At 46.6% G+C, this 20,677-nt stretch carries 23 protein-coding genes; all 23 read left to right on the top strand.

Annotated features, from left to right (window positions below):
• Positions 1-19 precede the first annotated feature (19 nt).
• The 23 genes from spoIIIAC to spo0A all read left to right on the top strand — a co-directional run bounded on the left by spoIIIAC (position 20) and on the right by spo0A (position 20,376).
• Positions 20-223, top strand: a complete 204-nt coding sequence (spoIIIAC, locus tag MKY85_RS19630; RefSeq protein WP_017687585.1) for a stage III sporulation protein AC — start codon at positions 20-22, stop codon at positions 221-223.
• Between the two features lie 32 nt (positions 224-255).
• Positions 256-645, top strand: a complete 390-nt coding sequence (gene spoIIIAD, locus MKY85_RS19625) for a stage III sporulation protein AD (protein ID WP_017687586.1) — start codon at positions 256-258, stop codon at positions 643-645.
• A 19-nt stretch (positions 646-664) separates the two neighbouring features.
• A complete protein-coding gene (gene spoIIIAE / locus MKY85_RS19620; RefSeq protein ID WP_342570570.1) occupies positions 665-1,855 on the top strand; it encodes a stage III sporulation protein AE in 1,191 nt (396 codons plus the stop codon).
• A 31-nt stretch (positions 1,856-1,886) separates the two neighbouring features.
• Entirely contained in the window at positions 1,887-2,717 is an 831-nt protein-coding gene (gene spoIIIAF / locus MKY85_RS19615; RefSeq protein ID WP_339235481.1) for a stage III sporulation protein AF, read from the top strand.
• Between the two features lie 15 nt (positions 2,718-2,732).
• A complete protein-coding gene (spoIIIAG, locus tag MKY85_RS19610; RefSeq protein ID WP_017687589.1) occupies positions 2,733-3,371 on the top strand; it encodes a stage III sporulation protein AG in 639 nt (212 codons plus the stop codon).
• A gap of 66 nt (positions 3,372-3,437) precedes the next feature.
• Positions 3,438-4,256, top strand: a complete 819-nt coding sequence (locus MKY85_RS19605) for a SpoIIIAH-like family protein (protein WP_342570569.1) — start codon at positions 3,438-3,440, stop codon at positions 4,254-4,256.
• A gap of 139 nt (positions 4,257-4,395) precedes the next feature.
• Complete coding sequence (gene accB / locus MKY85_RS19600) at positions 4,396-4,860, top strand: acetyl-CoA carboxylase biotin carboxyl carrier protein (RefSeq protein WP_342570568.1); 465 nt, start codon at positions 4,396-4,398, stop codon at positions 4,858-4,860.
• A gap of 55 nt (positions 4,861-4,915) precedes the next feature.
• Complete coding sequence (gene accC, locus MKY85_RS19595; protein ID WP_339235475.1) at positions 4,916-6,259, top strand: acetyl-CoA carboxylase biotin carboxylase subunit; 1,344 nt, start codon at positions 4,916-4,918, stop codon at positions 6,257-6,259.
• A 218-nt stretch (positions 6,260-6,477) separates the two neighbouring features.
• Positions 6,478-6,888: an Asp23/Gls24 family envelope stress response protein gene (locus MKY85_RS19590; RefSeq protein ID WP_017687593.1), complete on the top strand. Its 411-nt coding sequence runs from the start codon at positions 6,478-6,480 to the stop codon at positions 6,886-6,888.
• A gap of 145 nt (positions 6,889-7,033) precedes the next feature.
• On the top strand, positions 7,034-7,573 hold the full coding sequence (gene amaP / locus MKY85_RS19585) for an alkaline shock response membrane anchor protein AmaP (protein WP_339235472.1): 540 nt from the start codon (positions 7,034-7,036) through the stop codon (positions 7,571-7,573).
• Positions 7,574-7,587: 14 nt separating this feature from the next.
• Entirely contained in the window at positions 7,588-7,821 is a 234-nt protein-coding gene (locus tag MKY85_RS19580) for a DUF2273 domain-containing protein (protein WP_017687595.1), read from the top strand.
• Between the two features lie 221 nt (positions 7,822-8,042).
• Positions 8,043-8,495 carry a transcription antitermination factor NusB gene (nusB, locus tag MKY85_RS19575; RefSeq protein WP_017687596.1) on the top strand — a complete coding sequence of 151 codons (453 nt, stop codon included), beginning with the start codon at positions 8,043-8,045 and terminating at the stop codon, positions 8,493-8,495.
• Between the two features lie 117 nt (positions 8,496-8,612).
• Positions 8,613-9,470 carry a bifunctional methylenetetrahydrofolate dehydrogenase/methenyltetrahydrofolate cyclohydrolase FolD gene (gene folD, locus MKY85_RS19570; protein WP_339235469.1) on the top strand — a complete coding sequence of 286 codons (858 nt, stop codon included), beginning with the start codon at positions 8,613-8,615 and terminating at the stop codon, positions 9,468-9,470.
• Positions 9,471-9,480: 10 nt separating this feature from the next.
• Positions 9,481-10,845, top strand: coding sequence for an exodeoxyribonuclease VII large subunit (gene xseA / locus MKY85_RS19565; protein WP_342570567.1), 1,365 nt, complete (start codon positions 9,481-9,483; stop codon positions 10,843-10,845).
• Positions 10,835-11,092 carry an exodeoxyribonuclease VII small subunit gene (gene xseB / locus MKY85_RS19560; RefSeq protein ID WP_017687599.1) on the top strand — a complete coding sequence of 86 codons (258 nt, stop codon included), beginning with the start codon at positions 10,835-10,837 and terminating at the stop codon, positions 11,090-11,092. Before xseA ends, xseB begins: the two co-directional genes overlap by 11 nt.
• Complete coding sequence (locus tag MKY85_RS19555) at positions 11,067-11,990, top strand: polyprenyl synthetase family protein (protein ID WP_339235464.1); 924 nt, start codon at positions 11,067-11,069, stop codon at positions 11,988-11,990. Before xseB ends, MKY85_RS19555 begins: the two co-directional genes overlap by 26 nt.
• A gap of 283 nt (positions 11,991-12,273) precedes the next feature.
• Complete coding sequence (dxs, locus tag MKY85_RS19550) at positions 12,274-14,181, top strand: 1-deoxy-D-xylulose-5-phosphate synthase (RefSeq protein WP_339235461.1); 1,908 nt, start codon at positions 12,274-12,276, stop codon at positions 14,179-14,181.
• Positions 14,182-14,203: 22 nt separating this feature from the next.
• A complete protein-coding gene (locus MKY85_RS19545; RefSeq protein ID WP_339235458.1) occupies positions 14,204-15,049 on the top strand; it encodes a TlyA family RNA methyltransferase in 846 nt (281 codons plus the stop codon).
• An 84-nt stretch (positions 15,050-15,133) separates the two neighbouring features.
• On the top strand, positions 15,134-15,619 hold the full coding sequence (locus MKY85_RS19540; protein ID WP_339235455.1) for a hypothetical protein: 486 nt from the start codon (positions 15,134-15,136) through the stop codon (positions 15,617-15,619).
• 84 nt (positions 15,620-15,703) lie between these two features.
• The gene (argR, locus tag MKY85_RS19535) at positions 15,704-16,153 is read left to right on the top strand and encodes a transcriptional regulator ArgR (RefSeq protein ID WP_017687604.1); all 450 of its coding nucleotides are present in this window, start codon (positions 15,704-15,706) and stop codon (positions 16,151-16,153) included.
• A 54-nt stretch (positions 16,154-16,207) separates the two neighbouring features.
• Positions 16,208-17,926, top strand: coding sequence for a DNA repair protein RecN (gene recN / locus MKY85_RS19530; protein WP_339235453.1), 1,719 nt, complete (start codon positions 16,208-16,210; stop codon positions 17,924-17,926).
• A 120-nt stretch (positions 17,927-18,046) separates the two neighbouring features.
• Complete coding sequence (spoIVB, locus tag MKY85_RS19525; protein ID WP_339235449.1) at positions 18,047-19,375, top strand: SpoIVB peptidase; 1,329 nt, start codon at positions 18,047-18,049, stop codon at positions 19,373-19,375.
• A 194-nt stretch (positions 19,376-19,569) separates the two neighbouring features.
• The gene (gene spo0A, locus MKY85_RS19520; protein ID WP_062835258.1) at positions 19,570-20,376 is read left to right on the top strand and encodes a sporulation transcription factor Spo0A; all 807 of its coding nucleotides are present in this window, start codon (positions 19,570-19,572) and stop codon (positions 20,374-20,376) included.
• Positions 20,377-20,677 lie beyond the last annotated feature (301 nt).

Here is a 20,677-nt window from a genome sequence, read left to right as displayed (position 1 = left end):
ATAGTGAGGTGCCAAGGTCATGAATCTAGAAGTGAACGCAATCTTTCAAATTGCGGGTATCGGAATCATCATTGCCATGATTCACACGGTACTGAAACAAATGGGAAAGGAAGATATGGCTCACTGGGTGACCGTAATCGGATTTGTCGTTGTATTGTTCATGGTGGTCCGTATGTTGGACAGCCTGCTGCAAGAGATCAAGTCGATATTCCTTTTTCAATGAAAAACGGTCATAAAGCCGGATGGTGGTGACCTGTGGAAATTATACAAGTTGTAGGTTTGGCGCTCATCGCAACAGTACTCATTCTGGTCATTAAGGAACAGAAACCGATGTTTGCCTTTCTGATTGCAGCCGCGACCGGCATTGTCATCTTCATGTTGTTGATTGGCAAAATCGGTGCAGTCATCGAAGTGTTGAAGCGGCTTGCCGAGAATTCAGGCATGGAAAGTATTTATCTGAAAACGGTGCTGAAAATTATTGGCATAGCGTACATTGCTGAATTTGGCGCACAGATTGTCAGGGATGCAGGTCAGGAGAGCATTGCGTCCAAGATTGAACTGGCTGGTAAGGTATTGATCCTTGTACTTGCTATACCGATCATCAGCATTATTATCGAAACCGTCATGAAGCTGATGCCGGTGTAGAAGGGGCGTGCGGACTTATATGAAGTTAATGCATCATAAGCCGCAGTGGCGCCTTACGGTTGTGCTGATGCTCTGTTTTCTGTTCGGAGTCCTGGGACAGGTGACTGCAAGTGCACCTTCCGGTGAGTGGATGGAGCAACAGGCGGATCAGCTTCCCAAGGATCAGGTGGAGAAATACTGGGACCAACTGATGCAACAATACGGTGGTTTCTTCCCGGATGGGAAGACCCCTTCCTTCATGGATATGTTAATCCCCGGCAATGAAGGGTTCAGCCTGAAATCGGTGTTTGTAGCCATAGGCACCTTCATGCTGCATGAAATTTTATATAATGGCAAGCTTCTGGTCACGATTGTGATGTTAAGCGTACTCAGCATGATTCTGGAGACCCTTCAGACCGCATTTGAGAAAAATAATATTAGCAAAATCGCCTATTCCATCTGTTATATGGTCATCATCATCATTGCAATCAACAGCTTCAGTGTGGCGATTGGATACGCCAAGGATGCCATTACCGGCATGATCAACTTCATGATGGCCATGGTTCCCTTGTTATTCACACTGCTCGCGTCCATGGGGAATGTCATCACCGTCTCCGTGACCCATCCACTCATCATTTTCATGATTCATCTGGTGAGTACATTGATTCACTTGGTGGTATTCCCGTTACTCTTCTTCTCAGCTGTTCTGCATCTCGTCAGTTCATTGTCTGACAAGTACAAGCTGACACAGCTGGCAGACCTCCTGCGCAATATTAGTGTTGCATTGCTGGGTATCCTGTTGACCATGTTTTTGGGCGTAATCTCGGTTCAGGGGGCATCGGGCTCCGTAGCGGATGGAGTCAGCCTGAAGGCCGCCAAGTACATCGCAGGCAACTTTGTCCCTGTTGTGGGCAGAACATTTGCGGATGCGACGGATACGGTCATTACAGCTTCTCTACTGGTGAAAAATGCAATTGGACTCACCGGGGTGATCATCATTTTGTTTCTATGTGCCTTTCCGGCACTCAAGATCCTGGCTCTTGCCTTGATATACAACGTAACGGGAGCCATCATGCAACCGCTAGGAGACACCCCGATTGTAGGATGCCTGCAGGCCATTGGCAAGAGCATGATTTATGTATTTGCGGCGCTCGCAGCCGTCGGACTGATGTTTTTCCTGGCAATTACCATCCTGCTGACCGCGGGCAATCTGACTGTCATGATGCGCTGAATGTATGTTGGCAAGAAAGGGGATGGAAAGGATGGGGTGGCTGAGCAACTGGCTCCAGGAATTGATTATGATCGTTCTGCTGGCGACTTTCGTGGATATGCTATTGCCGAATCGATCCATGGAACGTTACGTCAAGCTTGTGCTGAGCCTTCTCATCCTGCTGACCCTTTTATCACCCATAACCAAGCTGCTCAAAAGTGATCCGGTTGGCGAACTGAAACGGGCAATGTCGGCAATGGATGCTCCATCGGATGGGAATGCAACACTTGAACAGATTTTGGCTCAGGGAAAACGACTGCAAGCGGGTGAACAGGAACAATCCCTGCAATGGACAGCAAAAGAACTGGCTAATGTCATGAAAGGCCAGATTGAAGAAACCACAGGAGCGAGGGTTCGATCCGTAGAGGTACAGCTAGCAATGAGTAAATATGAAACCGAGATGGAAGCTGCCTCATCCGTCGAACTGCCTGTGATCCAGCGTGTGTTGGTTGAGATGGCAGGAGAGGACGCAGGAAGTGAAGTGAAAGCTACGCAGCAAGAAGTCGCTGTAAATACACAACCCATATTCGGTACAGACACAGCAACTGACAAGGATAAGTCATCTCAAATGCAGCAGCCCATCCAGATCAGTCAGATTGAAGTACCTGATGTACAGATTGATGTAAATAAAGGACAGCGTGATGGAAATGAAGCGTCTTCCGAGCCTGTTATACGTGATCAAGCAGATGAAACTAAGCAACAAGGTGAGACATCCACAAGGTCTGAACATGCAGTGCAGATTATTACCTTGTTGACTGAAAAGTGGGATGTTGATGCAAATAAAGTTCAAGTGACAGAACCGAAAAGTGCTGAAGTGCTCTGAGAAGGAGGGTATCCGATGAAACAATGGTTCAAAAAGATGGAAACCTGGATGGGTGGCGGAGAGGGTGGGGCAAGGCGTAGTCAAACCTTCCGCTGGCTGATTATCCTTGGTTTGATCGGCGTGGGAATCATGCTGTTCAATTCCTTCGTCAATGTCAAAAAAATTGATTCCGAAAATATCGGTCGGGAACCACCGGACCCGGCAACATCCATGGCATCCATACAGAGTGATCCGTCGGAACAGAATCCTTTTCAGGCGATCGAAATTGCATTTGAAGACAAAATCAAAGGTGTGTTGGAAAACATCGTTGGTGTGGGGACAGTTGATGTGATGGTTACCGTGGACTCCACAGAAGAACTGGTCGTTCAGCGGAACGTTAAGGATTCTCAGCAACTTACCGAAGAAACGGATGCCAGCGGGGGCAAACGACATATGACGCAATACACCCGTGATGGTGAGATTATTACGTACGAAATATCAGGGGATCAGACACCCATAGTGACCAAAAAGCTCAAACCGCAGATCCGTGGTGTGCTTGTGGTTGCGAGGGGTGCAGAGAACAAGGTTGTGAAGGACCTGATAACCGATGCTGTAGAAAAAGGACTGAATGTGGCAGCCTACCGGATCTCGGTTGTACCGCGCAAACAAGACTAATTTGGTTTGTTGAATCACAAGATTCAATTCTCATAAGATTGAAGCCAATTTGAGGAGGAAGTTCTAATGAATAACAAACGTCAAACGGTATGGCTCGTTTCCATGCTGAGTCTGATGGTCATTTTGTCCGCGTATTATCTGTTCACTGAAGATTCCGGTCCAATCAATGCGCCGGTGGCTGACAGTCAGCAAGTCGATGGAATCAAGCAAGGGGAAGCGAAGGAGACGGCAGGCATTCTTGATCCTACAGAAGGATTGGTTGTGAATGAAGTAGTAAGTAGCGGCGAAGTTGAAAGTGATCCAAGTGCGGCTGGCGCTGTGGAAGAACCGGCGGCTACGGAAGGTAAAGAAGCTGGAAATACAGAGAAAACACCTGCTGCCGAACCGGGAGAGAATAAGGGTGAAGCAGGCAAAGAGACCGACAAAGGGGCAGCAACCACACCAGAGACAAACGGTCAGGCTGGGGGCACTGCAACCAAGACTGATGAGGAAGTCCTCAAGGAAATGGAAGAGCAGAATACGGCAGCATCTGCGAGCAGCCAGTTCCAGAACTATCAATGGCAGCGTGAAGAGAGTAACAATCGCAAGTATGAAGAACTGATGACTGTGGCAGGCGACTTGAGTAAAACACCAGAAGAGAATGCGAAGGCAACGGAGCAGCTCCGTACCTTGGAAGAAAAAGAAGCCAAAATCACAGGCATTGAGGAGACCCTCTCCCAACAGTTCGCCAATGCGATTGTTCAAGAAGATTCCGACAAGTATAAAGTGGTGGTCCTCAGTGACAAACTGGATGTAAAACAAGCGGTATCCATTGTGGATCTGGTGATGAAAGAATTAGCCGTTTCACAGAACAAAATCAGTGTGCAATACGTCACAGAGCAGTAATCCAAATCATGGAAAAGCAGTCCCGGGAGCTTGTTCCACTCTCGGGCTCTTTCCATTTTTAATGATTATGATATAATACATAAAGCCATATGACCGTCCTAGTGAGACTGGCATGATGCCGAAGGAGTGAATAATGGAAATGTTTAAATTGAGTGAGATTAAAGAACTGATCAAACTGGTAGATGAAAGTTCCGTTCAAGAGTTGGAAATTGAAAATGAAGGATCACGGTTATCGATCCGCAAACCGGGCAAAACGGAGTATGTTCAAGCAGCTGCTGTGCAACCGCAAATGATTGCTGCTCCGCAAGTACAGCCGGCAGCAGTGGTAAGTGAAGCTGCACCGCAGGTCGATACTACAAGTCATTTACATAAAATTGTATCTCCGATGGTAGGTACTTTTTACAGAGCTTCCTCGCCGGAAGCGGGTCCTTTTGTGAGCGCAGGTGATAAAGTTGTTGAGAAAACAACGGTATGTATCATCGAAGCCATGAAGCTGATGAACGAGCTTGATGCGGACATCAAGGGAGAAATCGTTGAAGTGCTGGTTGAGAACGGACAGCTGGTCGAGTATGGGCAGCCCCTTTTCCTGGTGAATCCGGAATAACCGTTATAGCTGGTTAACAGCTAACCGCATGAGCTTCGAAGGAGGACAAAACGAAATGAAATTTCAAAAAATATTGATTGCGAACCGTGGAGAGATTGCGGTACGTATTATTCGTGCCTGCCGCGAAATCGGCATCTCAACGGTAGCCGTCTATTCGGAAGCGGACAAGGATTCTCTGCATGTTCGTCTTGCAGATGAGGCTTACTGTATCGGACCGACACTGTCCAAGGACAGTTATCTGAACTTCACCAACCTGATGAGTGTAGCTACCCTGACGGAATGTGATGCAATCCACCCTGGTTATGGTTTTTTGGCGGAGAATGCTGACTTTGCAGAAATCTGTGGTTCCTGCAACATTACATTCATCGGCCCTTCACCCGAAGCCATTACCAAAATGGGGGACAAGGCTGTTGCCAAACAGACGATGAAAGATGCAGGAGTACCTGTTATTCCTGGATCAGACGGTCTCGTCGAAAGTATGGAAGAAGCCATCATGATTGCTAGAGATATCGGATATCCTATCATTATCAAAGCTACTGCCGGTGGCGGAGGTAAGGGGATTCGTATTGCCGAAGATGAAGAGACGCTGATTAAGCAGATTACGGCTGCTCAGCAGGAAGCACAAAAGGCATTTGGTAATGCAGGTGTGTATCTGGAGAAATTCCTGACAGGCATGAAACACGTGGAAATTCAGATTATTGCTGATAAACACGGAAATGCAGCACATTTGGGAGAGCGTGATTGCTCGGTTCAGCGTCGCCGCCAGAAATTGGTAGAAGAAGCTCCATGTCCGATTCTCTCCGAAGATGTGCGTACACTTATGGGCGAAGCTGCGGTACGGGCTGCCCTTGCTGTGGATTACTCTGGAGCAGGTACATTGGAGTTTCTGCTCAGCCCGAATGGCGAGTTCTATTTCATGGAGATGAATACGCGTATTCAGGTAGAACACCCGGTAACTGAGATGGTTACTGGCGTGGATCTGATCCGTGAGATGATCTCTGTAGCGGAAGGCAACCCACTTTCATTCCGTCAGGAAGACGTGGTTATCAATGGCTGGTCCATCGAATGTCGTATCAATGCAGAAGATCCGGACCGTAACTTTATGCCATCACCAGGCAAAATCGGATTCTACCTTGCACCGGGAGGACCTGGCGTTCGTGTAGATAGTGCTGCGTATCCTGGTTATACCATTTCACCTTTCTACGACTCCATGATCGCAAAATTGATTGTGTGGGGAGCGAATCGTGAAGAGGCGATTGCCAAGATGAAGCGTGCACTTGGGGAATTTGCGATTGAGGGCATATCTACAACCATTCCTTTCCATCAGAAATTGTTGGAGCACCCGACGTTCATTCGTGGTGACTTTGATATCAAATTTCTTGAGGAAAACGAGATTTAATAGGTATATTGGGCTTGTTTGTCATAATGTAGCCCAAATGATATAGTATGTAATAATAAGAGCGCATGTCTCCTGCAAAGGATAAGCCCGCACCTCGCGGATGTTTGCAGGAGTTCCGGTAAAGCCGGACCGGAAGGGTTCTGAAGGTTATCTAACCTGAGTCCAGCGCCCTGACGGATGGCCGCAAACTTATCTCGCGAAAGGTGTGTTGAACAGTTATGAGTACACTACCGACTGAATTTGAACGAACGGATATCGGTGAAATCCAAATCGCACCTGAAGTTATTGAAGTGATTGCTGGATTGGCAACCCTTGAAGTAAAGGGTGTTGCAGGCATGAGTGGCGGATTCGCTGGCGGATTTGCTGAATTGCTTGGCCGCAAAAATCTTTCCAAAGGTGTTAAAGTTGAAGTGGGCCAACGTGAAGCTGCAGTTGATGTTTCCGTAATTATCGAGTACGGATACCGTCTGCCACAGGTAGCTACGGAGATTCAACAGAACGTGAAACGTTCCATTGAGAACATGACAGGATTGAATGTGAATGAAGTGAATGTGCACATTCATGACGTTCAGTTCAAGAGCACCGAGAAAGTGGAAGAGATCGACCTGAACAGTCAGCGCGTAAAATAAAAGAAACAGATTCCCCCGGCATATTCTGCCGGGGGTTATCCCCGTCTTGGACAGGTCTTCATTATAGTGAAAGCTAGATGACGATCTCATTTTTGCTAGTGAACAGGTTAAGTCATGTTAGTGAGCAAGGGAGGCTGTGCAGTTCGTGGCTAAAATACTGGATCGGCTTCTGTTGTTTATATACAGCATAAGCGTTGGAGCAATATCGGCAGCCGTCATTCTTCTGATCAGCGGTGTGCTGCCTTACGAATTGAATTATCAGCAGGAACAAAACGTTATTGTTGCATCGGTTATTGCAGCAGCCATTTTGTTTGTCCTGAGTTTGCGATTTTTCTACATCTCGGTTCGGCGTGAGCGTGCATCGTTGCCGTCTGTAGATCAACGTACGGAGTTTGGTGATGTACAGATTTCGATGGAGACGATTGAGAATCTCTGTTTGAAGGCAACTTCCCGTTTCCGGGGAGTACGTGATGTCAAGGCACGCATACGCGTGGTTGAGTCAGGACTGGAGATTATGATTCGTGCGGTAGTGGATGGTGAGACACCTATTCCTGCGCTGACTTCTGATCTGCAAAAGGCGATACATGATCATGTACAAGAGATCACGGGCATCCCGGTTTCTTTTGTAACGGTGTATATCGCCAATGTAACCCAGTCGCCTAACTACAAGAGTCGAGTGGAATGAGGTGAGTTTCACTGATGCTGTGGAAAGAGATTTGGGATAGTCACAGAGGCCGAATTACCGGAATTATCGGCGGCATCTTTTTTGGATTTCTTTATGTATGGATCGGTTTTTGGGATATGTTGTTCTTTGCACTCTTGGTGTTCATCGGTTATACGTTAGGCAGACGAAGCGATTCGAAGCTGGGTTCGTCCATTCCCTGGAGGGAGTGGGGACAATGGCTGGGCGATCGCTGGCGTCCGTTTAAATGACCTACCTGAACCCTGCAATATGTTTCTTCCGAAAATAGAGCTGTAGTTTAGGTTGCCCGTTTTTTGGAGGAGACGTATTGCAGGTTTTTTTGTGAAAAGAGATAACAATAACAATACCGTGGAAGCCATCGACTAATCCCTTGAGGACTTGATGAGATGGTTGCATGGATTATAAAATAAGCATGATGACGCTCCAGAAGGAGCGCTGCAGGAGGCAGGACATGAAAAGACGTTTGGCAAGGGAAATTGCAGTACAAAGTCTGTATCAGATGGAAATGAATGAGGTGGGTGCAGCAGAAGCTGTAAACATGTTGATCAATGAAGCTGCTGAAGATAATGAAACCGAAGTGGTTATTCGCGATGCAGATGTAATGCGTACTTATGTTACTGAGATTGTACAAGGAGCTTGGAACAATAAGGAAGCGATCGACGGCTTGCTCGTGGATTATTTGAAAGGTTGGCAGATTAGCCGTCTTTCGCGTGTAGATCGCCAGATTTTACGACTGTCTACGTATGAAATGGTGTTCCGTGATGACATTCCGGCAAAGGTATCTGTCAATGAAGCGATCGAACTGTCCAAATATTTTGGTACAGAAGAATCCGGCAAGTTTGTCAATGGCGTGCTTGGACGCATGATTCAGGAAGTGGATGCCATTAAAGCAAAATTGTCTTAAGTTATGATTAACCATAGTGCGTGTTCAAAAGGACCGGTTTTCAGTGCTCCTCTTAATCAAAAGCGGTTTTTTTGAACAACCTCTAATTTTATATTCACATAAGGGAGAGAGAGTACAATGACAGCATCTATTATTAACGGTAAAGAAGTATCCCAAGAGATCCGCGCAAGCATGACAGCAGAAGTAAAACAGCTTAGCGAACAGGGGGTAGTACCTGGTCTGGCTGTTGTGCTCGTCGGGGAAGATCCGGCATCCCAAGTATATGTGCGTAATAAAGAAAAAGCATGTCATGACCTCGGATTCTACTCCGAAGTGCATCGTTTGGATGCAGACACATCGCAAGAAGATCTGCTCGCGCTGGTGGACAAGCTGAACAATCAACAATCCATTAACGGAATTTTGGTTCAACTCCCACTGCCGAAACATATTGAAGAGAAAGCGGTCATTGATGCGATTGCTGTGGATAAAGACGTAGATGGATTCCATCCAGTTAATGTTGGTAATCTCGTGATTGGAGACGATAGTCTGCTTCCATGTACCCCAGCAGGTGTCATTGAACTGATCAAGCGTACTGGACTCGAAATGTCTGGTAAACATGCAGTGGTTATCGGAAGAAGCAATATCGTTGGCAAACCGGTATCGCTGTTGCTCCAACGCGAGAATGCAACGGTAACCATGTGTCACTCCCGCACAGCAAACATGAAAGAAATCACGCGTCAGGCTGATATTTTGGTGGTAGCTATCGGTCGTGCAAACTTTGTGGATGCTGATTTTGTTAAACCGGGTGCTGTGGTCATCGATGTCGGCATGAACCGTTTGGAGAACGGCAAACTGGCAGGAGATGTAGACTTTGAGAGCGTGAAGGCAGTATCTGGTCCAATTACACCGGTTCCTGGTGGTGTTGGTCCAATGACAATCACAATGCTAATGCAAAATACACTGATCGCTGCCAAGCGCGCTCACGGATTGGCCTAGGGCTCTGTCTGTGGCAGATCAAAAGATCTACTCCATCAAAGACCTGAACCGATACATTCGGATGAAACTGGAATCGGATCAGGTCCTGTCGGACGTTTGGTTACGCGGAGAGATATCCAATTTCACACATCACTCCAGCGGCCATATGTATTTTACATTGAAGGACAAGGACAGCCGGATTAAGTCGATTATGTTTGCCTCCCATAACCAGCGATTACCCTTTGTACCGAAGGAGGGTGCAAGGGTTATTGCCCGTGGTAATGTCTCGGTGTATGAAAGGGATGGGCAGTATCAATTCTACGCTACTCATATGCAGCCGGACGGGATCGGCAGTCTGTATCTAGCTTACGAACAACTGAAGAAAAAGCTGGAGGATGAAGGCTTATTTTCACCTTCGCGCAAAAGAGAGATCCCGCGTTATCCACAGACCATTGGTGTTGTTACTTCACCGACGGGAGCAGCGGTACGGGACATCATGATTACACTCCAGCGCAGGTATCCATCTGCCAAAGTGGTTTTATATCCTGTGCTGGTTCAAGGCAAAGGTGCTGCGCCTTCCATTGTTAAGGCGATTGGCAACTTGAACCGGATGGGAGAAGCCGACGTACTCATCGTTGGACGTGGAGGCGGCTCACTAGAGGAATTGTGGGCTTTTAACGAGGAGATAGTGGCAAGAGCGATCGTTGCTTCGGATATACCTGTTATTTCTGCAGTTGGACACGAAACGGACTTTACGATTGCGGATTTTGCGGCTGATCTGCGTGCGGCGACGCCAACAGCTGCTGCGGAGCTGGCTGTACCTAATCGAGCTGAGTTGCTGGATCAGATTGCACAACGTCAGCGCCAGTTACAACACAGCTTGCGTCAGCGTGCTATCCACAATCGTGAACGGCTCGCAAGATTACAGCGTTCGCCGGTGCTTGTTCATCCAAGACGTACCTTGATGCAGCACACGGAACGACTGGATATGATGCATCAACGGCTGTTGAGAACAGTGGATACGCGTATGAAATGGACTGGAGAGAAGCAGGAGCGTCTTCGGGCGGCACTGCAACGATTCAATCCTCGTGATCAGGTCAATGCAGCACGCCGCGAGAATGCGGCAGCACGCAGACAACTGGAACTTGCGATCAGATCCATAACCAGATCGAAGCAGCAACAGTGGAAATCATCTGTGCGGCATCTGGATGCGCTTAGCCCGCTTAAAGTCATGTCTCGAGGATACAGTCTTGTCTATGACGAGCAGGAACAGCAGTTGATCAAGTCGACGAAGGATGTACAGCCTGGAGATTCAATTAAGATTAAATTAACAGACGGACAGCTGGACTGTCAGGTTTGGGGAATGAAGGAGGACGACAATACCCATGGCGAATGAACCGGAATTGAATTTTGAAGAAGCAATGGCGGCATTGGAAGACATCGTAGGTCAGCTTGAACATGGTGATGTTCCGTTGGAGCAGGCCATCGATCTATTTCAGCGCGGGATGAAACTTTCGCAACTTTGCGGTCTGAAGCTGGAACAAGTGGAACGTAAGATCGAGATGATCGTAGAAGAAGATGGAGAGCTTCGCAAGAAGCCTTTCGGAACTGCTGACGATGAGAGCGGTGAAGTCCATGAGTAATCGTCCTTCGTTTCAAGCATACCTCGAAGAGGTCACAGCTGAGGTGACAGAAGCGTTGAAACAGACGCTTCCTGATCACTGGGATGTACCCCAATCGCTGACTGATGCGATGCAGTATTCACTTATGGCCGGAGGCAAACGCCTTCGTCCTCTTCTGGTCGTTGCTGCGGCGGAAGCCTTCGGTGCACAGCGTACAGCTGCAATGCCGGTAGCCTGCGCCGTGGAGATGGTTCATACCTATTCACTGATCCACGACGACCTGCCCGCTATGGATAATGATGATTACCGCAGGGGAAAATTAACGAATCATAAGGTTTATGGTGAAGCAACAGCCATATTGGCAGGCGATGCACTGCTAACTCATGCTTTTTATAGCATTGTTCAAGCTGGACGCCGTAGTGGTGTGGCAGCAGATGCGTTACTGTCTATCGTGGAGGACATGTCCGAACTCGCTGGAGCAAGAGGCATGGTCGGCGGCCAGGTTGCGGATATGGAAGGCGAACAAGGCATGACTGATCTTGCACAGCTTCAATATATTCATCTGCACAAAACGGGTGACCTGATTGTTTTTGCCCTCATTGCCGGAGCACGAATTGGTGGAGCAACGGAAGGACAATTGGAAGCCTTGCGTGTATTTGGCCGTGATCTTGGCCTGGCGTTCCAGATTCAGGATGATATTCTCGACCTGACGGGCGACGAGCAGAAGATGGGCAAGAAAACACAAAGCGATGTGAATCAGCAGAAGGTAACATACCCTTATTTTATTGGTATGGAGGCTTCTGTAGACGAAGTAAAATCCCTTACCCAATCTGCTAAAGATGCACTTGAAAGAGCCGAGTTACCTGATGCATCGAGATTGCTGGAGATTGCAGATTATTTGATGAGTCGAGACCATTAGATTCTGACAAATGCGCTGTTTCAAACCCTGTATAACCGTGTAATAAGTGTAATGTCTTTTTTCCGAGTGGATGGGATAAGTCTGTCCCGAGTGGATGCGGGAATACATATGGAGAAGAATTCTAAATAACTTGCTGGCGAGAATGCTCGTTATCGGGAGTATAGTGCAGGAAATTATGATTCTTATTCTTTTATGTTATAATGATTTAATGTTATTTGATTCATAATGTATATATCGATTTACAACAATAAACTAAACAATCTAGGAAAGCGGGGAGATTCTCGTGCTGCTTCCACAAATTAAACAACCCAGTGATCTAAAGTCGATGTCTCAGGATGATCTTGCCCTTTTGTCGGCAGAGATCCGGCAGTTTCTGATTGAGAAGCTGTCCGTTACAGGGGGGCATCTCGCACCTAACTTAGGCGTGGTTGAGCTCACGGTAGCCCTGCATTACTGCTATAACAGTCCGGCAGACAAAATGATTTTTGATGTAGGGCATCAGGCTTATGTGCACAAAGTTCTGACAGGACGTATGGACCGCTTTGATACATTGCGTCAACATAACGGACTGTGCGGGTTTGTCAAACGCAACGAAAGTGAACATGATGTATGGGAAGCCGGGCACAGCAGTACTTCATTGTCTGCTGCGATGGGGATGGCCCTTGCACGTGATCTGAAGGGTGAGGACAACCAAGTTATCGCGATGATTGGTGATGGAGCGCTTACAGGTGGTATGGCTTTTGAGGCTCTCAATCATATCGGTCATGAGCAGAGAAAACTGATGGTTATTCTGAATGATAATGAAATGTCCATTGCTCCAAACGTTGGGGCCATGCATAAATATTTGAGCAAAATTCGTTCGGATCGTCATTATCTGAAAGCAAAAGATGATGTCGAGGGCATGCTTAAAAAAATTCCTGCTATTGGAGATCGTTTGGCCAAATCGGCAAGCTGGATTAAAGACAGTGTCAAATATATGATGGTACCAGGTGTTCTTTTTGAAGAACTGGGCTTCACATATTTGGGACCGATTGATGGGCATGATATTCCCAAATTGATTGAAACCTTTACACAGGCGGATAATGTGGATGGTCCAGTCATGGTCCATGTACTTACAACCAAAGGTAAGGGCTATCAGCCAGCAGAAGCCGATTCGCACAAGTGGCACGGGATTTCTCCGTACAAAATTGAATCGGGACAAGTGCTGAAAGCAGTCGGGAAACCGATGTACACAGAAGTGTTCGGTCAAACGCTGATTGATCTTGCGAAGCAGGATAAGCGGATTGTAGCGGTAACTCCGGCAATGCCTACGGGATCTGGTCTCATTCCTTTTAGTAAGGAATTTCCTGATCGCATGATTGACGTAGGGATTGCAGAACAGCATGCGGCCACCATGTGTGCTGCACTCGCTATGGAAGGCTTGAAGCCGGTCTTCGCGGTGTATTCCACATTCATGCAACGTGCATATGATCAGATTGTACATGATATATGCCGACATAACGCCAACGTGATGTTTGCCATTGACCGTGCCGGATTTGTTGGACCGGATGGGGAAACACATCAAGGGGTATACGATGTGGCATTCATGCGTCATATTCCGAATATCGTGCTGATGATGCCAAAAGACGAAAATGAATTGCGCCATATGATGAAAACGGCGCTTGATTATAATGAAGGTCCAATTGCTTACCGTTATCCACGAAACAATGTGGTCGGTGTACCTCTGGATGATGTACTTGTTCCGATTCCAATCGGATCATGGGAGCAACTGCGTCCATCGGAGGGATATGCTGTCATCGCTTCCGGGTCGATGGTACAGCTTGCTGAAGAAGCAGCGGAGATGGTGAAGCGGGAAGGTATCACAGCAGGCGTAATCAACGCACGCTTCCTCAAACCTCTTGACGAGCAGATGCTGCGTGATCTGGCTGTTCGCGGAACCAAATTGATTGTACTTGAAGAAGCATCCCAAGCAGGTAGCATGGGTAGTGCAGTGCTGGAGTTCTATGCAGAACAGGGACTGCATGATGTTCATGTACAATTAATGGGGATTCCGGATCGCTTCATTGAGCATGGCAGTATTAAGGAACAACGTGAGGAAGTGGGTCTTACCGTGGAGAATGTATGTGCTGAGCTGCGCAAGATGGCCGTTCAATCATCTTACGGCATCCCCAAAACACGTTTTCCTTCGTAAATCTACATGATAGGAGAAATACATGTCACTCCCGAAAGAACGAATTGATGTTCTGCTGGTTGAGCAGGGCTATTATGAAAGCCGTGAGAAGGCAAAAGCTGCAATCATGGCTGGACTGGTGTATGCCAATAATGAGCCGATCGAAAAGGCGGGCATGAAAATTCCAAGGGAAGCCGAGCTGAAAGTTAAAGGCTCGGTACATCCCTATGTCGGCAGAGGCGGATTGAAGCTCGAAAAAGCGATCCGTCATTTCGGCCTTGATATGAATGGATTTGTCATGCTCGACATTGGTTCATCCACCGGTGGATTTACGGATTGTGCACTACAGCATGGTGCGTCTCACGTTTACGCTATTGATGTGGGTTATAATCAGCTTGATTGGTCTTTGCGTAATGATGAGCGGGTGACGGTTATGGAACGAACCAACTTTCGCTATGTCACTCCTGAAGATCTGACGGGACCGGTGCCGAACTTTGCGAGCATTGATGTGTCGTTCATTTCACTGCGAATCATATTACCGCCACTTCTGGCTCTGCTGAGACAACCTGCAGATATCGTTGCATTGATCAAACCTCAATTTGAGGCAGGACGTGAAAAAGTAGGCAAGTCCGGTGTGGTACGTGATACGAAGGTGCACAAGGATGTATTGCAGACGATGCTTCATTTTGCCAGTCAACTTGGTTTGCATCTGAAGAGTTTAACTTTTTCCCCGATAACCGGTGGAGAAGGGAACATAGAATTTCTCGCACATTGGCGTCTGGAAGAACCAGATGCATCACAACCAGAGAACGATCCAGCTTCACTTGATGCACTTGCGGAGCAAGTCGCCAAGGAAGCAGCTCATACATTTACGGGAAACTCATCATAAGATGGGTTTCTTTTCGCTGGAAAGATGATTGGTGTAAAGGGAAATCGGGAATGAACCTCGAATATGTCTTCGAGGTGAGCGATAATGGATGGTCAATATGACACAATCGTTATAGGTGTACTTGCTGTCTGTTTGATCTTGTGGTTGTTCTTCGGCTTGCGTAATTGGGTAAACCGACCGATACCGGTAAGCTTGTCTGGAATGCAACTGAACGTGAAGATTCAGGATTCTCCTGCATTGGATTTGCTTGAAGCACAGGGTTACGAAGTTATCGGTGGCAAAATGAAAGTCCCTCTGGCTTTTGAAGCCAATGAATCCGTTTATTACAGCAGATTATTTATCGATTATGTTGCAGAACGTGAGGATCTCAGATACCTGGTGAAAACATCACGTCGCAGACAGCCACTTGAAATGACCGGCCCTGCGCTCAGGGATCGCTTTCTCAATTATCTGTTGTTATATCCTGGCTGTGAAGGATTGCTGTATGTTGACTTGGAGGATTCCGATATTAAGTTAATCAGGCTCATGGACTATCAGGAAGATGTTTATGATGGGGATGATCTGGACTAATATAAAAGAATAAACATTGCAGGGCAAAGTCTGCGGCGGATTACAATTGCTGCTTTATTGCAATACATTTAACTGGAGGCATGTATGAAAGGACAAAGGCACATCAAGATTCGTGAAATCATTAGTCAAAATGAAATCGAGACTCAGGATGATTTGGTTGAAGCACTGCGGAAATCAGGTTTTCAGGTGACTCAAGCGACGGTATCCCGGGATATCAAGGAACTACTGTTAATCAAGATCCCGATGGATGACGGACGGTATAAATATTCTTTGCCGACAGATCAACGATATAATCCGATTCAAAAATTGAAGCGTGCACTCGTTGACAACTTCTTGCACATTGATCACACGAACAACCTGGTTGTGATGAAATGTCTGCCAGGAACAGCCAACTCCATTGCAGCGCTGCTTGATAATATTGAGTGGAATGAAGTCATGGGCACAATCTGTGGAGATGATACCATTCTTATTATTTGCAGGACTGAAGGAAACAGCGTGACGGTTATTGAGCGGATCATGGGTTATATTGCTTAATGAATGATTCAAAAACATAATATCTGAGGTAGTCATCCGGAGGTGTTTTTGCAGATGTTAGTTACGTTATCGATTCGCAATCTGGCTGTGGTGGAAGAAGTGGACGTTGTATTCCATCCGGGATTCCATGTACTTTCAGGGGAAACGGGTGCAGGGAAGTCGATCATTATAGATGCTCTTGGCTTAATTGCAGGTGGACGCAGTTCGGCTGATTTGATTAGGTACGGATGCGAGAAGGCAGAGATGGAAGCTCTGTTTGAGATGGAACAAAGTCATCCGGTATGGCAGACATTAGAGAAGCTTGGTATCCATTGTGAGCCGGAAGAGCATTTGGTTATTCGACGTGAGTTAAATACTCAGGGGAAAAGTACGTCCCGCATTAATGGACAATTGGTCAATCTGACCATGCTGCGTGAAGTAGGCGAGAAGTTAATCAATATCCATGGACAACATGAACATCAGAGTTTGCTGCGTGCAGAGAGCCATCTGGGGCTTCTTGATACCTATGGCTCGGAAGTAATCGGACCTGTCAAAGCGAAGTACCAAGAACGCTACAGCAAGTTTATCACGGCGGAAAAAGAACTTCGTGCGCTTCAGGAGTCGAGTCAGCGGGCATATCAACTCTTGGACATGTATCGCTTTCAGCTTGAGGAGATCGCAGCTGCAAGCCTTACACGTGGCGAGGATGAATTACTCGGGGAAGAACGGGTCAAACTATCCCATAGTGAGAAAATGATGGACAGTGTCGCTGGTGCATATGATCTGCTCAGTGGTCAACGCGGGCTTGAAGCTGTGAGCATTGCTCTTTCAAGAATTGAAGACATTTCTGGATATGACAGCAAAGGATTACAACCCATTGTGGAGCAGCTGCAATCCGCATTTTATCAATTGGAAGATGCGACATTCCAGTTAAGGGATTATCGGGAGAAGATTGAATTCAATCCGGCAAGACTGGAAGAAGTGGAACAAAGGCTGAATCTTATTTCTGGCCTCAGACGGAAATACGGTGACAGTGTTGAACTTATTCTGAGTTATTATGAGCAGATTAGCCATGAAACCGATCAACTGGAGAACAAGGACGAACGGCTGGAGAAATTGCGAGCTGAACGTGACAAAATGCTTAACCTTGTGATGGAGTCTGCTGAAGAACTCAGCAAGGTTCGCAAACAATGCGCGGAAGAACTTGCTGCACAGGTTGAAAGTGAGCTCAAAGATCTGCAGATGGAACGCACAACACTGCGTGTTCAGATTACCCCATTTGAAGATCCGAAGGGTATAGAATGGAATGGACGCCGTATTCGTCTGAATCGTCAGGGTGCTGACAATGCGGAATTCCTGATCTCACCGAATCCGGGCGAGCCATTACGACCACTGGGCAAAATTGCTTCAGGTGGCGAGTTGTCGCGAATGATGCTGGCGATGAAGAGTATCTTTGCACGACATGACCGGATACCTGTGTTGATTTTTGATGAAGTTGATACTGGAGTTAGCGGTAGAGCGGCTCAATCCATTGCTGAAAAATTGTTCCGTCTCTCTTCGACTTGTCAGGTTTTCTCAATAACTCACTTGCCACAAGTGGCTTGTATGGCAGATCATCAGTATCTCATTGAAAAACATGTCTACGATGGACGGACGATGACGCAAGTGGAATCGCTGTCAGACGAAGGCAGAGTGAAGGAATTGGCACGTATGCTAGGTGGTGTGGAAATTACAGAAAAAACACTGCATCACGCACAGGAAATGCTGAATTTGGCGGAAGCCAAAAAAGGGTGAAACGAACGGCTGGCGTAATGATTGACAGTAATAAAAGCCTGGGGGCAAGGTTATCTTAAAGGTACGCAATTGGCGACCACCTTTCGTCAAGCGAAAGAAGCAAAGGGAGTGTGACAGCCATTGAATTCCCCCCTCAGGAAGAAATTGCTAGGTCTTTTATTTGCCTTCTTTCTTTGTGTGATTAGCCAGGCCATTCAGCCTGTGCAAAGTTATGCTTCACTGCCGGATGAATTGCAGGTGTTTGCTGGCAGGCAAGCAGATGTCCGGCTAGCTGTACCTGCTGCTTCAAGCGCCGTTGTAGATCGTCCGGATATTGTTGGCTTGGATGATCAGGCCGCGATGCATGTTACGAGTCAACAACCTTTGCATCTTAACCCACAACAGACGGGACATGCCAAATTAACGTTGAAGTTGTGGGGGAAAATTCCGGTCAAAACAGTGCATGTGAATGTGATACCGGATTTGCGTGTTGTACCCGGGGGTCAAACGATTGGCGTCAAAGTGAAATCGGCAGGCATTCTGGTGGTTGGCCATCATCTAGTCCATTCCGGGCAGGATGAGCGTGTATCGCCAGGAGAAAACGCAGGCATTAAGCTCGGAGATCTGATCACGCATATGGATGGTAAACGTCTGGATGGCGTGGCAGGTGTCTCTGAAGCCGTTGAGCTTGCAGGGAAAAGTAAAAAAGGTATTGATGTTGTGTTGAAACGTGGTAATGAAACGGTCAAGACTCGATTGACTCCGGCTTATGACTCCGAGGATCAAGCGTGGAGGCTTGGTTTATACATTCGTGATTCCGCAGCCGGCGTTGGCACACTTACCTTCTATGCTCCCGATCAGGGCGTATACGGCGCACTGGGCCATGTCATTACAGATATGAATACACAAACATCTATTGTTGTGGGTAGTGGTCAGATTGTTCAGTCCAATGTGACGTCCATTTCGAAAAGTGAGACCGGTGATCCGGGTGAAAAACGTGCTCATTTCCTCAAGGAAAGCAAAATTTTGGGCAATATTGAACGCAATACGGCTTTTGGCATCTTTGGTAAAATGTCCGGAAATCCTGAGCACAGTTTGTATTCAAAAGGTATTCCCGTCGCTTTCTCACATGAAGTCAAAGAAGGACCGGCCGAAATACTTACCGTGGTTGACGGTCAACAAGTTGAACGCTTCTCCATTGACATTGTCCATGTGGCAGATCAAACGGAGCCAGCAACGAAAGGTCTGGTACTACGAATTACGGACCCGAAACTGCTGGATAAGACCGGAGGCATCGTTCAAGGTATGAGCGGTAGCCCCATCGTACAAAATGGTAAGTTGATCGGTGCAGTTACTCATGTATTTGTGAATGATCCGAAATCGGGTTATGGTTGCTTCATTGAATGGATGTTACAAGATGCTGGTGTGATGATGAAAAAGGAAAACACGAAGAACCTCAAGGCTGGATAATCAGCCTGAGGTTCTTTTTTGTCGAAACGAAACATAATATATCGGATAATGAAATAAATTATTTATTATATAGGATTGAGAAAAAAAAATAAAGAAAAATAATTTTCGACAGGAGGAATTTAACTTGCTGTGTCGAAAATTTAACCTGTAAGGAAATGTACGAAACGATGTTTAATTTAAAGGAGGATACCGTTTTGCAAAAAATTGAGGTATTGCTGGCCGATGATAATCGTGAATTTACGAATTTGCTTGCCGAATATATATCTGAGCAGGAAGATATGGAAGTAACCGGTATTGCATACAATGGAGAAGAAGTACTGCAATTGCTGGAGCAAACTCGGGATGTGCCGGATGTATTGATTCTGGATATCATCATGCCTCATCTGGACGGTCTGGGTGTGCTTGAGCGCTTGCGCAACCTGAACCTGTCTCCACAGCCTAAAGTCATTATGCTGACGGCATTCGGACAAGAGAATATCACACAGCGTGCCGTGCAACTCGGAGCTTCCTATTACATTCTCAAGCCGTTTGACATGGAAGTGCTTGCGAACCGTGTACGTCAATTGGTGGGAACACAGACTGCGATGTCTACAAGCAGCGGTTCATCCATGTTTATGAAATCCAATGTCGTGCCAATGGGCAAACACAAAAATCTGGATGCAAGCATTACGTCCATCATACATGAAATCGGTGTACCTGCGCATATTAAGGGATATCAGTATTTGCGCGAAGCGATTACGATGGTGTATAACAATATCGAAATTTTGGGAGCTATCACCAAAACATTATATCCGGCAATCGCCGAAAAATTCAAAACCACGCCTTCTCGCGTCGAACGTGCGATTCGTCATGCCATTGAAGTGGCGTGGACGCGTGGTAACATCGACAGCATCAGCCACTTGTTTGGTTATACGATCAACATCAGCAAGTCGAAACCAACAAATAGCGAGTTCATCGCGATGGTTGCTGACAAGCTGAGAATTGAACATAAGGTAAGCTGAAAGGATGAGGAGTAGTGATTCGGCAAGGAAAGTGGCCGATAAACTTCTATGATATATGCCAACGAATACCGTCAATTATTGGATTGAAGTCATCCAGTAACTGACGGTATTTTAGCATAACGAAATAACAAAAATTAAATGATGAAATTCAGTTTTGCATGATTCTTTCTCAATTTTAGATTAAGCAATAAAGAAGGCGCCTTATAGTAAAATTCAGTAGAAGGAAATCTTTCATAAACTTTTACCCTCAGTTAACGCTTTTTTGAGTAGAAAGTGGTACGATGTGACCATTGACAAAGAC

This window comes from Paenibacillus sp. FSL R5-0749, assembly GCF_038595085.1.
Classification (GTDB): Bacteria; Bacillota; Bacilli; order Paenibacillales; family Paenibacillaceae; genus Paenibacillus.
This window is presented reverse-complemented; position numbering and strand designations above follow the sequence as displayed.